This is a genomic window from Mycolicibacterium sp. MU0053 (genome assembly GCF_963378095.1).
In the GTDB taxonomy this organism is placed as follows: Bacteria; Actinomycetota; Actinomycetes; order Mycobacteriales; family Mycobacteriaceae; genus Mycobacterium; species Mycobacterium burgundiense.
Genome location: NZ_OY726397.1, coordinates 36,306 through 49,216 on the forward strand (window position 1 = coordinate 36,306; position 12,911 = coordinate 49,216).

12 protein-coding genes are annotated in these 12,911 nt (G+C 66.8%); 7 read left to right on the plus strand and 5 right to left on the minus strand.

Annotated elements, in window-relative coordinates; all coding sequences use genetic code 11:
• Nucleotides 1-32: 32 nt before the first annotated feature.
• Nucleotides 33-992, minus strand: coding sequence for a DUF4268 domain-containing protein (locus RCP80_RS00150; RefSeq protein ID WP_308480420.1), 960 nt, complete (start codon nt 990-992; stop codon nt 33-35).
• Between the two features lie 386 nt (nt 993-1,378).
• Here RCP80_RS00150 and RCP80_RS00155 point away from each other — a divergent pair, with 386 nt between their 5' ends.
• Nucleotides 1,379-2,629 carry a PP2C family protein-serine/threonine phosphatase gene (locus RCP80_RS00155; RefSeq protein WP_308480421.1) on the plus strand — a complete coding sequence of 417 codons (1,251 nt, stop codon included), beginning with the start codon at nt 1,379-1,381 and terminating at the stop codon, nt 2,627-2,629.
• Entirely contained in the window at nt 2,617-3,642 is a 1,026-nt protein-coding gene (locus RCP80_RS00160) for a cobalamin B12-binding domain-containing protein (protein ID WP_308480422.1), read from the plus strand. Before RCP80_RS00155 ends, RCP80_RS00160 begins: the two co-directional genes overlap by 13 nt.
• A 7-nt stretch (nt 3,643-3,649) precedes the next feature.
• Here RCP80_RS00160 and RCP80_RS00165 read toward each other — a convergent pair whose 3' ends face one another.
• Entirely contained in the window at nt 3,650-4,396 is a 747-nt protein-coding gene (locus RCP80_RS00165) for a hypothetical protein (protein ID WP_308480423.1), read from the minus strand.
• Nucleotides 4,397-4,466: 70 nt separating this feature from the next.
• A complete protein-coding gene (locus RCP80_RS00170; RefSeq protein WP_308480424.1) occupies nt 4,467-4,664 on the minus strand; it encodes a hypothetical protein in 198 nt (65 codons plus the stop codon).
• 193 nt (nt 4,665-4,857) lie between these two features.
• On the opposite strand from RCP80_RS00170, the gene RCP80_RS00175 reads away from it, so the two are divergent.
• Both RCP80_RS00175 and RCP80_RS00180 read left to right on the plus strand, forming a co-directional pair.
• Nucleotides 4,858-5,535, plus strand: a complete 678-nt coding sequence (locus tag RCP80_RS00175) for an HxlR-like winged helix-turn-helix transcriptional regulator (protein WP_308483034.1) — start codon at nt 4,858-4,860, stop codon at nt 5,533-5,535.
• A gap of 103 nt (nt 5,536-5,638) precedes the next feature.
• Entirely contained in the window at nt 5,639-7,381 is a 1,743-nt protein-coding gene (locus RCP80_RS00180; protein WP_308480425.1) for an HNH endonuclease signature motif containing protein, read from the plus strand.
• A 102-nt stretch (nt 7,382-7,483) separates the two neighbouring features.
• On the opposite strand, the gene RCP80_RS00185 is transcribed toward RCP80_RS00180, so the two are convergent.
• Together RCP80_RS00185 and RCP80_RS00190 are read right to left on the minus strand one after the other, a co-directional pair.
• Nucleotides 7,484-9,541 (minus strand): acyltransferase family protein, encoded by a 2,058-nt coding sequence (locus RCP80_RS00185; protein ID WP_373693562.1) that lies wholly within the window; start codon nt 9,539-9,541, stop codon nt 7,484-7,486.
• A gap of 177 nt (nt 9,542-9,718) precedes the next feature.
• On the minus strand, nt 9,719-10,291 hold the full coding sequence (locus RCP80_RS00190; protein WP_308480427.1) for a GNAT family N-acetyltransferase: 573 nt from the start codon (nt 10,289-10,291) through the stop codon (nt 9,719-9,721).
• A gap of 268 nt (nt 10,292-10,559) precedes the next feature.
• Here RCP80_RS00190 and mgtE point away from each other — a divergent pair, with 268 nt between their 5' ends.
• Genes mgtE through RCP80_RS00205 form a run of 3 tightly spaced genes read left to right on the plus strand, consistent with a single transcriptional unit; the run spans nt 10,560 to nt 12,863 of the window.
• Complete coding sequence (gene mgtE, locus RCP80_RS00195; RefSeq protein ID WP_308480428.1) at nt 10,560-11,936, plus strand: magnesium transporter; 1,377 nt, start codon at nt 10,560-10,562, stop codon at nt 11,934-11,936.
• Nucleotides 11,937-11,991: 55 nt separating this feature from the next.
• Nucleotides 11,992-12,339: an ArsR/SmtB family transcription factor gene (locus RCP80_RS00200; RefSeq protein ID WP_308480429.1), complete on the plus strand. Its 348-nt coding sequence runs from the start codon at nt 11,992-11,994 to the stop codon at nt 12,337-12,339.
• 32 nt (nt 12,340-12,371) lie between these two features.
• Nucleotides 12,372-12,863, plus strand: coding sequence for an SRPBCC family protein (locus RCP80_RS00205; protein ID WP_308480430.1), 492 nt, complete (start codon nt 12,372-12,374; stop codon nt 12,861-12,863).
• Nucleotides 12,864-12,911: the final 48 nt, after the last annotated feature.

Sequence of the window (12,911 nt, forward strand, 5' to 3'; positions counted from 1 at the left end):
AACTGGGAAAGTGTCGAAGCTCGACGCAAACGTTACCGAAACGCAGTGGCGCCACCAACCGCTTGGAACGCTTGCCGAAACTTGTCCAATCGGTTGATGATCCAGTCCTGCATGGCTGGCCACTGGTCAGTGTCTTCGACCGAAGTGAAAGTAGACGTGGTGAAGATAGCGGCGCCTTTCTTGCCGGGTTTATCATCCCATTCGGCGCTTTCGCCTAACGCGGCCTCAAAGAGTTCCTTTTGTGCGGAGATCCGGTCGAAATTTCGTTCGTTGACCTCCGGTTTGGGACTGTTGAAGTAGAGCTGGGCCCGAAGTCCCGTCGTGGCGAACGAAACGTTGTACACGATAGCGCCGTAACCCGTGGAGAAGTCATACCAGGAACTGGGCGTAGTGGCTTTGGCCCGTGTCCAGGTGGGATGTTCGGAAGCGATGCGGGACAGGAGCAACTCCCAAAACTCCCAGTACAGCTTTGAGCGCTTGGACATTTCGGATGCGCCCGTCGTCGCCGCTCTGACACGTTTTCCCCAATCATTGGGCTGAGCAACCAGTTTGAAGTTGGGAGCTGGTTCGGAGTCGCCGATCTTGACCACCTGGATCTCTACTCCGAAGAACCGCACGTCGGGACCGGTGTGCTCATTGAGCCAGTCCAACGCTGCTCGGTGCTCGGCACGGAACCCCGTCGTGATCCAGACGACTGTCCGCGGTTCGGTGCCCGCCGCGTACGTCAAGATCTGACCGAGGTGACCATGGTCGGATTGGTCGAGTTGATTCTCTACGATCACCACACTGTCATCAGCGAGGTCGCGACCTAAAAGGTCGAGCGAGAATCCCCCCACCGGATGTTCAGCCACCTCGAGTTCCAGCTCCATCCCGAGCAAGTCTGAGAGGACGTCGACATTGCCGAGAAGCCAGGGCGTGAACGCGTGAGCTTCGTGTGGCCAGACGTCGCGTGGATGCACTTCGGCGAGCCGACCGAGTCGCAGTTCGGACATGGTGCCCTTTCGGTGCCTTGTTTGGGACGAAGGCAGTTTGGTCGTACGTTACCCAACGCGCAACGGCTGAAGAGCTTGCCTTCAAGGAGTACGTTTTTCGGCAACACGATGGATGGTGCGTAGCCCAGCCTCAGAAGGCTGCCCATTTGTGAGACGTCGAGGTGACCCCGGTTCGATATCACCTGGATCGACACTGACCGATGGGTGACCTCGCCCTGTGGGGCTCGTTTCCCAAGCCCACACGTGAACTCACAGCACACACAGCCGCCGTTGGGTACCGTGGTCATCGAGGTTGAGTTCACAGCTTCGTCATCTGAGGTCCGCGCGGGGGTCCGCCGGTGTCACCGCAGGGAAATCCGCCACCCCGCCGATTGACGAGGAAAAGTTTGACCATCGATCCCGAACTTGACCGCGCCCCACCCACCCAGACCGGTGATCAGCTGGCCCACGAGGTGGCGACGGTGCTGGGCGGTTCCCTCAATCCGCGGCGCGCCGCGCTGCAACTGGTCAACCTGATCCAACTAAACATGGCTGACTGGGCCATGGTCGTGATTCCGGACCGGCAGACCGGCGCGATGATGCTGGTGGGGGACGCGGCGCCGACCGGCGTCCGGATTGGTCGCGCTGGACTGACGGGACGCCCACTGGACCGGGTGCTGAGTGCCGGCGGCTATGAACACATCGAGGGCAGCGATCTATCCGGCCTGGTGCCGGCGGAGCCATTCCTGCAGGCGGCGGTCGCGTTGGCCCCGGCCGAGGCGGTGGGCGTCGCGCTGACGGCGCGGGGCGTCACATTCGGTGCGCTGGTGCTGCTGCGGCAGGCAGACGCCGGATTCACCGCTGCGGAGATCGGCGCAGCGCAGCGCGTTGCCGACCGGGCGGCGCTGGCCCTGGACTCGGCGCGGATGTATCAGCAGCAAACGCACGTCGCGGCGGTGCTGCAGCAGAGCCTGCGGCCGCCGACCCTGCCCAGCATTCCCGGGCTGCGGCTGGCCGCCTGCTACCGGCCCGCGGCCGAGAACCTCGACATCGGTGGCGACTTCTACGACGTCCTCGGCGGCGACGACGACTGGCTGGTCGCGATCGGCGACGTGTGCGGCAAGGGCGTCGAAGCCGCGGCCCTGACTGGGCAGGCGCGCCAAAGTATCCGCACCGCAGCACATTTCGATCGGGATCCAGCGGCGGTTCTGCGCGTGACCAACTCGGTGTTGTACAACCCGGCGTCGACGCAGTTTGTGACGATGTTGTGTGCGAGACTGCGCCCCGACGGCACCGAGGTCCGGGTGGACCTCGCCACTGCGGGACATCCGCCGCCGCTGGTCTTGCGCGCCGACGGCCGCGTGGAGCAGCTCGCGGTGTATGGCACAGCAGCCGCTCTGGTCGCCGAAGTCCAATACGGCGCAATAACTTTCCGCCTCAGCCGCGGCGACACCATGCTCATGTTCACCGACGGTGTCGACGAGGCCTGGGGAAGCGAAGGCCAGTACGGGCTCGAGCGACTGCAGAAGATGCTGCCCGCCTACGCCGGGGCGTCTCCCGAGGTGGTCTGCGAGGCCGTGGAGCAGGACGTGATGGAGTACCTCGACGGCACTGCCCACGACGACATCGCTTTGCTGGCGGTGACGTGCGGATCTTAGCGGCGGCACCGGTGCTGCGCGAGTACGAGGCGGCCCTGGCCGAATCGGATCGGCCCAGAATCGTTGCGCTCGTGCAGGACCTCCTTGACGATGGGGTCGCGCCGGCGACCGTGCTGACCGACGTCGTGGCGGCCTCGCAACGCGCCATCGGCCAGCGGTGGCAGCGTGGCGAATGGACCGTCGCGCAGGAGCACGCGGCGACGGCAATGGCCATGGCCGCTACCGAAGCGGTCACTCAGCGCGTCGCAGACGTGCCGCTGACCCGCGGCCACGTCCTGGTCACCTGCGCCGAACGGGAGTGGCATTGGTTGCCCGCCGCCATCATCGGCTGTGTCCTGCGCGCTGCGGGCTGGCGGGTCACATCGTTGGGACCGGCGACGTCCCCGCTGCGGCTCAGCCAATACATCCAGGACATCGGGCCCGAGGCGGTCGCGGTCAGCTGTTCGGTGCTGGGAGCACTGCCGACGACACGGAGATTCATCGAGGCGAGCACGTCTGCCGGCGTGCCCGTGGTGGTCGGCGGCCCGGCTTTCGGCTCGGACGCGGTGCGCGCGCAGGCGCTCGGAGCAACCGCGTGGGCCCCGGATGCCTCGGGCGCGCTCACGGCGATGGAAACCCTGCCGGTGGTGGCCTCGGCGGTGCCGCCACTGCCGCGGGCCCCCGCCCAGGAACAGCGTGCCCTCGAGCTGGCGCATGCCGACCTCGTCGCGCGTGTCGTGCGGCGGTGGAGCGTAACATCCAGTGCTGCAACAGATCCCGCCCAGACCGCCCTGCGTGCAGTGGCGCGCGATGCGGCACCTCAAACCCTGCATGCGGTGGGAGCCGCACTGTTGACGGGCGACGTGCGACCGGTGTCCGAGACCGCACTGTGGATGGGCGAGCTGTTGGCTCACCGCAAGGTGGACTCCCAGGCGGCCGTACACGAACTTGCCGCGGTGATCGGTACGACGCTGACGGACTATCCGCTCAGCGTAGAGCTCGTGCGAGCGAACTTCCGGCTGGACCAGGGCTGATTTCGCATCACCGCGCTGTGCTCCCACCGGGTTGACTCTCCACCCACTGGCGAGCCTGCTCGGCGGCCCGGCCCAGCGCGCACCCTTCGCCGAAGTACGACGCCACAGCACCCACCGCGGGCAACATCGCGAGATAGCGGAAGGGCGTGCGCGGATGCGGACGCTTGGCGAGCACGTCGCTGATGGCGTCGAACAACCCCACCAGGCGCCACAGCGCCTTCGCGATGCCCAGCGGCGTGCGGGAGATCGGCTCCGCCTCCTGCGGCTCGCTGACCTCCGTGTCGGTCAGATCGCGGTCGCACAACACCTCGGCCAGCATCCGAGCCTGGGTATCGGGGTCGGTGACGCCGAGTTCGCGGGCCACCGCGCACAGCACGATGGCTTGGTTGACGAAACCCAGCAGGTCCTGAATCGGCAGGCCGCGCGCCACGGCCCCGAGCACGCCCGGGAACGCGACCACCACGGTGTTCAGCGCACCGATGCGCCGAACCCACCAGCGGATACGGGCGTCGACGTCGAGATCTTCCCATCCGCGCGTGCCCGGCACGTCTGCCGCGTTGAGTACCCAAGAGAGCCCGTCGGCCACCTTGTCCAGCGGCCCGGCGTCAGGGTCGACATCGCGTTGCTTCAGTCCCAACGGGTCGGTGCCCCACAGGATGTCGAGCAGCGGGTTGATGATCCGAACCGCGCGCCGCAACGCGTCTTCGACGTCGGAGTCGCTGATCGTCACCGTGGGGCCAGGCAAGAGATTCACCGTTCCATGATGTCCCCATTGCACCGTGCTCAAACCGCGGGGGCGATTCGCTCGCGGCACAGCGTGGCCGTCAGAGCCGGTACATCTCCCGCGCCATCGCCGCGTTCTCGATGAACGCGTCGCGCTGCGGTTGGTAGAAGCGCTTCTCGCGCCGTGCTGCCGGGGTGGCTATTTCTTCCAGCGTCGGCGAATCGGGTGGCCTGAGCAGTTGCAGCAGCCAGGACCGACTCCATCGGGGCCAGGAGCGTAAGCCTGCGATCGATGCCATGTCGTGAACCTCTCTGTGCTGTCGGTGATCGATCGGAAATGCGTCGCCGCGGAGCTTGATTCAGCGATGACCAGTTGCCGCGCCCCTTCGTCCGAGTGAGGCCTTGCACTTCCTGCTCGAAAAAGTAACATAAGATTTAGAAGTGAACAACAGAAAAGTGAGTCGAAGTAGGAATGCGGAGTGAATGAGTACGATGACTGACGTGTCGCGACGGACGTACGGACAGTTCTGCGGGCTCGCCCATGCGCTTGACGTAGTCGGCGAGCGCTGGACCCTGTTGATCGTCAGGGAGCTGGCTTCGGGTCCGAAGCGCTACAGCGAGCTGGCCGATTCACTGGCCGGCATCGGAACCAGCTTGCTGGCGAACCGGGTCCGGCAACTGGAAACGGACGGCGTCGTGCACCGCCGGCTCGCGCTCGATCAACCCGGATCGGCGGTCGTTTACGAATTGTCCGACGCCGGACGGGAACTGGCGTCCGCGTTGGTGCCATTGGCGACGTGGGGCGCACGCCATCAGATGACCGATGCCGACGCCGATACGGAAACTTTCCGGGCCGAATGGGTGCTGGGTTTCCTGGCCGCCGACGTCCGCCGGGCGGGGCCGCATGACCTCGACGCGGTCTTCGAGTTCCACATCGATGACAGCACGGCCCACCTGCGGATGCTCGACGGCAGCGTGACCGTCACCTCCGGGCCCAGCTCGACGCCCGGCGATGTCACCGTCCGCTGCCAGGCCGCCACCATCGCGGCGATCGTGGGCGGCCAGCTGTCCATCGAGGACGCGCTGGACGACGGCCGGCTAGATGTCTCCGGGGATCCGTCGACCGTCACGACCCTGCTCGGCGTCCTCGAGAGGATGCTCGGACGCTGAGGTCCGCGGCACCGATTCGCCACGCGCGTTTTCTTACAGAATTCTTATCTTCCCCCGCGTCTACGGGCCATTCTTGTCAGTAGGTCGAACTAATGTTCGAGTCATGAGTAGGAACGCACTCTTGGACCGGGCCACGGTCTTGGGGTGCCTGGAGGCGATCGAAGCGGCCTGCACCGATCTCGAACAGTGCGGCTTCGACGGCTTCACGGCCGAGGAATTGGTGACGGTGCTGCAGCGTCGCGAAACCGTGGCCTGGCGGGCACCGGTCATCGACCATCGGATCCTGGCCCGGCTGGTCGCCGACGGCAACCCGGGCGAGCTGGGCGCCACGACGCTGGCCGGGGTGTTCGCCGAGCGGTTGCGGATCAGCCTGGGGGCGGCCCGGCAACGCGTCAAGGAGGCCGCGGACCTGGGCCCGCGGGTGAGCGTGACCGGTGCGCCGCTGGAACCGGTGCTGCCGAATCTGGCCGCGGCTCAAGCCGCCGGGCGGATCGGGCCCGAGCATGTCGAGATCGCCCGCAAGGCCTACGCGAAAATCCCGGCCGCGGTGGACGCCGCGGCGCGTGAGCGCGCCGAGCGGGATCTGGCGCAGATGGGCGGGCAGTTCGGCCCGCAGGCCTTCCAGAAACTCGCCGACCACCTGGTCGCCGTGCTCGACCCCGATGGAGATTTCGCCGACCGGGACCGCCAGGCTCGCCGCGGTCTTCGGATGAGCCGTCAACGCGCCGACGGGATGAGCACGATCAGCGCCACCATCACCCCCGAACTGCGCGCCACCCTCGAACCCCTCTTCGCCAAACTGGCTGCCCCCGGCATGTGCAACGCCGCCGACGAGCACCCTTGCATCAGCGGCACCCCCACCGAAGCCCAAATCCTCAACGACGACCGCACCGTCGCCCAACGCCACCACGACGCCCTCCAAGCCCTCGGCCGCGCCGTGCTCGCCAGCGGCGACCTCGGCCAACTCAACGGCCTACCCGTCACCGTCATCGTCACCACCACCCTCGCCGAACTCCACGCCGCCGCCGGACTGCCCGAGCCCGCCGCGCCTGAACCCGAACCCGAGCCCGCAGACCCCGGCAAGGTCGATCCCGACTCCGAGCCCGAGGCGGCAGCTGAACCCCAGGCCGAGGCGCCACCCGAAACCCCGTCCGAGCCACAACCCGCACCCACACCGGACCCAAAACCCTTGACCGGCAAAGCCATCACCGCCGGCGGCACCCTGCTGCCCATGGCCGACCTGATCCGCATGGCCAGCCACGCCTACCACTACCTGAGCATCTTCGACGGCCAAGGCCGCCCCCTATGGCTGGGCCGCACCAAACGCCTGGCCTCCGCCGACCAACGCATCGTGCTGCACGCCCGCGACCGCGGCTGCACCCGACCCGGCTGCACCGTCTCCGGCTACCACACCCAAGTCCACCACCTCGCCGAATGGACCAGACACAGCGGAGCCACCGAAATCAACAACCTCGCCCTGGCCTGCCCCGCCGACAACCGCATGGCCACCGACCAGAACTGGAACACCGAAATCAACACCCACGGCCGCGTCGAATGGATCCCCCCACCCGAACTCCAACACGGCCAACCAACCACCAACCCCTACCACTTCATCGAAGACCTCATCGACTACTACCGCACACCCGCCGGCACCGACCCCGACCCACCCGACAAGCCCGACGACAGCGCGGACCTCAGGCCCGGGGACCGACCACCCGACGACGGCCTTTACCCGTGGTTCGAGCCACCACTGCCCGGCGAACCCGGGTACGACGAAGCCGCAGCGGAATTCGCAGCGGACACCAGTTGGTACCTGGTCGACGAGGGCGCCGAGGCCCAGTTCTGACCAATCGGGGCGGATGGTCTTGCGCTAGCGGCGAATTCAGATTCTGCCCGCTGCAGCGGAGAGGCCGCCGGAGCCGCTACCGACGCGGACCAAGTGGCGCGCTCACCACCAACCGGTGGCCTCCGAGATCTGGCGCGCCAACTCGTCGCTCAACGTCTGCACGTAGGTGGAGGTCAGGTGGTGTGCGTCGTGATACACCAGCACGTTGCCTTCGACCGACCGGCAGAAGTCGGGTCGGCACACGGCGTCGCTGAGGTCCAGCGGTGCAATGCCGGGATATCGGTCGAGGTAATCCAACGTGGGGTTGTAGCTGGCCAGCACTTCGGAGCGGGGAAGTCCGCAGCTTTCCGGGTCGCCACCTTCAGCCAGGCAGTCGACCGGTGAGAACACCATGCCGTTCTGGTACATCCACGGCGTATCCCGGATGCCCAGGATCGGAATTTCATTGGCGGCCAGGACATCCCAGATCCCCAGGTAGCTGTCCGGCACGAAGTCCCCCGGCGCATGCGGACGCGGCCGGGTGGTGGTCATGAACACGAAGTCCGGTCGGTCCTCCACCAGGCTGGCCATTGTTTCTTCCACCCAGTCCCGGCAACCCGGGTAGGGATTGTTGGACACGCTCACCCGGGGAACCTCGTCGGTGTTGAGTGGACAACCCATCTTCAAGTACGTCACCACTTGGAACCCGTGCTGCTGACCGATCTTGTTCAGCGCGGTCAGCCAGTGTTCGGAATGCGAACCGCCGGCAACGGCGATCGTGCGCTGCGCCTTTCGGTTGCCGTAGGTGCACTTGATCAACGCGGCGTTGCCGAAGTCGCTGATGCACTCGTCGACAATGGAGGCCGGCAGATCATCGGAGGCCTCGAGCACGGTCGGCCGGAAGGGCAGTGCCGGCGCCTTCAGACCGTCGAGCAAGGCGCGCGCACCGGGATAGTCGACCGGCGAAAGATGCAGCAGATCGGCACCGTTGGCGCGAATCGTGTTCGTGTACTGGCGCCAACCCGCCGCGCCGAGGGAAACCACCAGCGCGACCGCGACCAGCAGACTGGTCAGAATCAGCGGCGTCGCCGGTGCGGGCGCATGTCGCGCCGAATGCGCCGCGCGCAGCGGGCGCTCGATGAGCCAATGCGTCAGACCGGCCAGCGCAACTGCCCCGATGACGACCACGGTCCCGTCGGTCAGGCCTGCGCTGTCCGCGTCGGTATGCGTGAGCCAGAAGATCAACACCGGCCAGTGCCACAGGTAGAGCGCATACGCTATGGCGCCCAGCGCAACCAGCGGGGTCGCACCCAGCAGGCGGTTCGGCCACGGGAACACGCCGTTGAGATTCGCGGCGCTGCAGAGAATCAGAACGGTCGCCGCCACGGGAATCAGGGCCAGCGGCCCCGGGTACTGCGCCACGCCGTCGACGAGAAACCCGACCGTCACGATCGTCGCCACCCCGACCACCGCCGCGCCGGCCCGGAGCCACCGGGGCCAGCGCAGGTACGGCACCGCCGCCGCCGCCAGTACTCCGAGCAGTGGCTCCCACGCCCGCGCGAGACTGTCGTAGTACGCCAGCGCCTGATCGGTGCGATGGCTGACCACGGCGTAGACGAACGAGGCGACGGCGGCGACGGCGACCACGGCGGTGAAGGCGGCCCGCCTGCGATGCGGCGCTAACACTGCGGCGATGAGCCAGGCGACCACCAATCCCGCGAGGAAGAACTGACCCAGCACCGACACCGCCCACAGGTGCTGCAGCGGACTGACGGCCTCCCCGGCCTTCGCGTACTCGCCCGCGGACTGGGACAGCTGCCAATTCTGGGTGAAGCCGAACGTGGAAAGGCTGTGGTCGGCGAAGGTCTCCCACCGGGTTCGTGGCTGAAGTAACAGCGTCAGTACGCCGGTGGCCGCCACCATCACGACGAGCGCGGGCAGCAGCCGGCGTGCGAGCCACCCGAACTCGCGTCGCAACACCGCCGCGGAGCAGTCCTGCGCCGAGACGCGAAGGAGTCGTCCACCGCAGTAGAAACCGAAGAGCACAAAGAGGACGTCGACGCCGGCGGAGCCGTGACCAGACCAAACGTGGAACAGGACGACCAGCGCGACCGCAAGACCGCGAAGTCCGGTGAGGTCGTCGCGCACCGTCGGGGCCGGGCTTTGCGTCGCGGAGGCCATCGCCTGTGGGGCCAGCACGGTCTGCACGATCACTGTCCAAAATTGGGGGGGCACCGAGTGCCGCTACGGCGCCGGCTCTCGCATTTCGTCCCGCAGCATAACGGCGTCAGGGCGGGGCGGCTCAATCCGGGATCCGGTGCCCGGCTACCTGCTCCGTCGCGCCGAACCCGCCGAGAACTACGCGGCCGGGGCCGGTCGGTGCATCGAGTACACGACCGGACCGTCCGGGATCGCGGTGGTGGCGAAGGTGGCGAATCCGAGGCGCCGGTACAGGCGCACATTGCGGTCGTCCGAGGTTTCGAGAGCGACGGGTTCACCGCGCTGATCGAGCAGGACCAGACCGGCGGTGATCGCGGCCGTTCCCAACCCCGTTCCCTGCCGATCCGGAGCGACGCCCACCGTCGCCAGGGTCCAGGACCCCGCCGGTGGGTCGGGCAGCGCGAGTTCGGCCAGTGCGGTCAGACGCGGTCCGTGCAGCTCCGCCAGCCGTCGCCGCATGTCCTCGCCGGGCGAAGCGACGTTCGGTGGAACAAACGCGGCCACCGCGCGCACCGGTTGCTCGGCCACCAGCACGACGCCGTGTTCCAGGGCATGGGTGAGGTACAGGTGTTGGATTTGTTCGAGGCGCTCCCGGTAACCGTCGGCGGGAATCGTCCAGCGCGTCCAGTCCGAGTCGTCGAATGCTGCGGCCAGGAGCTGTGCAGCCGACGCCAGGTCGGCGGAAACCGCGGCGCGGATGGCGGTACTCACGGACGTTCTCCTGTGGTGCACGGACGGTCCCCAGCTCGCTGCCGGGCCGGCGTTCCAGCATAGGGCCCACGCCTTTCCGGCGGTGCCGCCCTTCATCAAAAGCGCTCGGTAGCAACACCGTCGACGCAACCGGACACAACGGCGCCCGCGTGCCGCGACGGCCGTGTTCGACCCGCGCATTCGGCTGGTGAACAATCAGTTCGAAGGATTCGGAATTGCCAGGGTTACTCCGCTACGCCCACGCCACACCGAGATGAGATGAGTGACCATGTCTGAAACGCCGATGAAATTCGTCGAGGGAACCGATCGCGATGCGGCGACCCGCGCGATCGAAGCCATCATGGCCGACGAGCTGGACCTGGCGAGGCTGACCGCGGGGGTACGCTCGCTGACGCCGGGACAGGTGGTCGACGTCCTGGACCGCGTCACCTCCAAACGGCGCGCGGTGCTCTACCGACTGTTGACCAAAGATCAGGCCATCGAGGTCTTCGAGATCCTGGACCCGAGCCTGCAAAGTGACCTCGTCGGTGCCTTGCAGGACGACGACGTCGCGGCACTGTTCGCGAATCTGGATCCCGAGGACCGGGTCGAACTGCTCGACGAACTGCCCGCCAAGGTCGCCCACCGGTTACTCCAAGGCTTGCCGGCCCGGGAGCGGGAGCTGACCGCGGTCATCCTCGGCTATCCGCAGGGTTCGATCGGCCGGCGGATGAGCCCGAAGACGGTCGCGTTGCGTCCGACCATGACGACGACGGAGGCGTTGGCCCGAATCGATGAGCGTCTGCACGACGCCGAGACGGTTTACACGCTGCCGGTCACCGACGGCCACCGGGTGCTTCTCGGCGTGGTCAGCCTGCGCAACCTGATGGGTTCCGCGCCGGAGGTGACGGTTCAGGAGATCATGCAGCAGCCCTACAGCGTGCGTGCCACCGACGACGAGGAAGAGGCGGCCCGTCGCTGCGCGGACCTCAAGCTGCTGGCGCTTCCCGTCGTCGACAACGAAAGCCGGCTGGTGGGAATCCTGACCGTCGATGACGCGCTGTGGATCCTCGAACACGCGGATTCCGAGGACCAGGCGCGCATCAGTGGTGTGGAGCCGCTGCGCCGGCCCTACCTGACCGCACCGGTGTCGGGACTGGTTCGCTCCCGGGTGGTCTGGCTGCTGGTGCTGGCCATCGGGGCCACCTTGACCGTCCAGGTGCTGGAGGTATTCGAGGCCACCTTGGAGCAGGTGGTCACGCTGGCGCTGTTCATACCGCTGCTGATCGGCACCGGCGGAAACACCGGTAATCAGGCCGCCACCACCGTGACTCGTGCGCTGGCGCTGGGGGACGTGGTGCCCCGAGACCTCGGCAGGGTGCTGTTCCGGGAGTTCAAGGTGGGCCTGTCGTTGGGTGTCCTGCTGGGCGCGGTGGCCTTCGTGGTGACCGGCATCGTCTATGGGCGCGACATCGGCATGGTCATCGGGCTGACCTTCGTCAGCGTGTGCACCATGGCCGCGGCGGTGGGCGGTGCGATGCCGCTGTTGGCCCGCACCCTGCGGGCCGACCCGGCCGTGTTCTCCAACCCGTTCATCTCGACCTTCGTCGACGCGACGGGGCTGCTGATCTACTTCGGCATCGCCAAGGTAGTGCTCGGGATCTGATACCGCCCCAACATATTCCTTGACAGGAATACGTCGTGCGTTTTACGTTGGGGTTATGCAGGCGACGGTGTTCGGGGCTCTTGCCGAGCCCAGCCGGTTGAGGATCGTCGAACTGCTGAGAGCTGGACCGATGTCGGTGGGTGAGATTGCCGAGGCGCTCGACATCCGCCAACCGCAGGTGAGCAAACACCTTCGGGTGCTTGGTGATTCGGGTGTTGTTGCCGGCGCGGCACAGGCGCGACGACGAATCTACCGGCTGGAACCGGAGCCGTTCGAGGAGATCGGCCGCTGGGCCGAATCGTTCGAACGGCTCTGGGAGGCCCGGCTTGACTCGCTGGGCAGTTTTCTCGAGGCCATCAGCGGCGAACACCCGTCCGATGGCGACAGCCAGCGCGCCGAGTAGCCGCGCTGAACAAACCAAACAGGAGCCGAACCATGATTCTGCAGCTGTTCAAGAAGACCAAGGAACTCGATTTCGAACGCACCTACGGCGCGCCGATCGCGACGGTCTGGGACGCCTGGACCAAGCCCGAGATGCTGCGGCAGTGGTGGGGCCCGCCAAAAACCCTGGTGCCCGAATGCCGCCTCGAGTTGAGCGTGGGCGGGGAGATTCACATCGTCACCGAGGCCGGCGAGGCCATGGGTAAATACCAGGGCACCCGGTGGCCAATGTCCGGCACTTTCACCGCCGTCGAGGCGCCGTCGCGGCTGACCTACGACGCCCGCTCGTGGACCGAGGGCGAAGAGGAAGGGTCGATGATCCATCACACCAACGACATCGCCCTGACCGAGAGCGACGGCGCCACCACGGTCAAACTGCACGTCACGATCACCCAGATCGGGCCGAAGGCCAAGCTGGCCGCGTTCGGCATGAAGTGGGGTTACAAGGCGCAACTCGACAAGCTCGAGGCGCTGCTGTCGGCGTGAGCCCAACGCGCCAAGGCCCTCCCCGAATCCCGGGGAGGGCCTATCTGG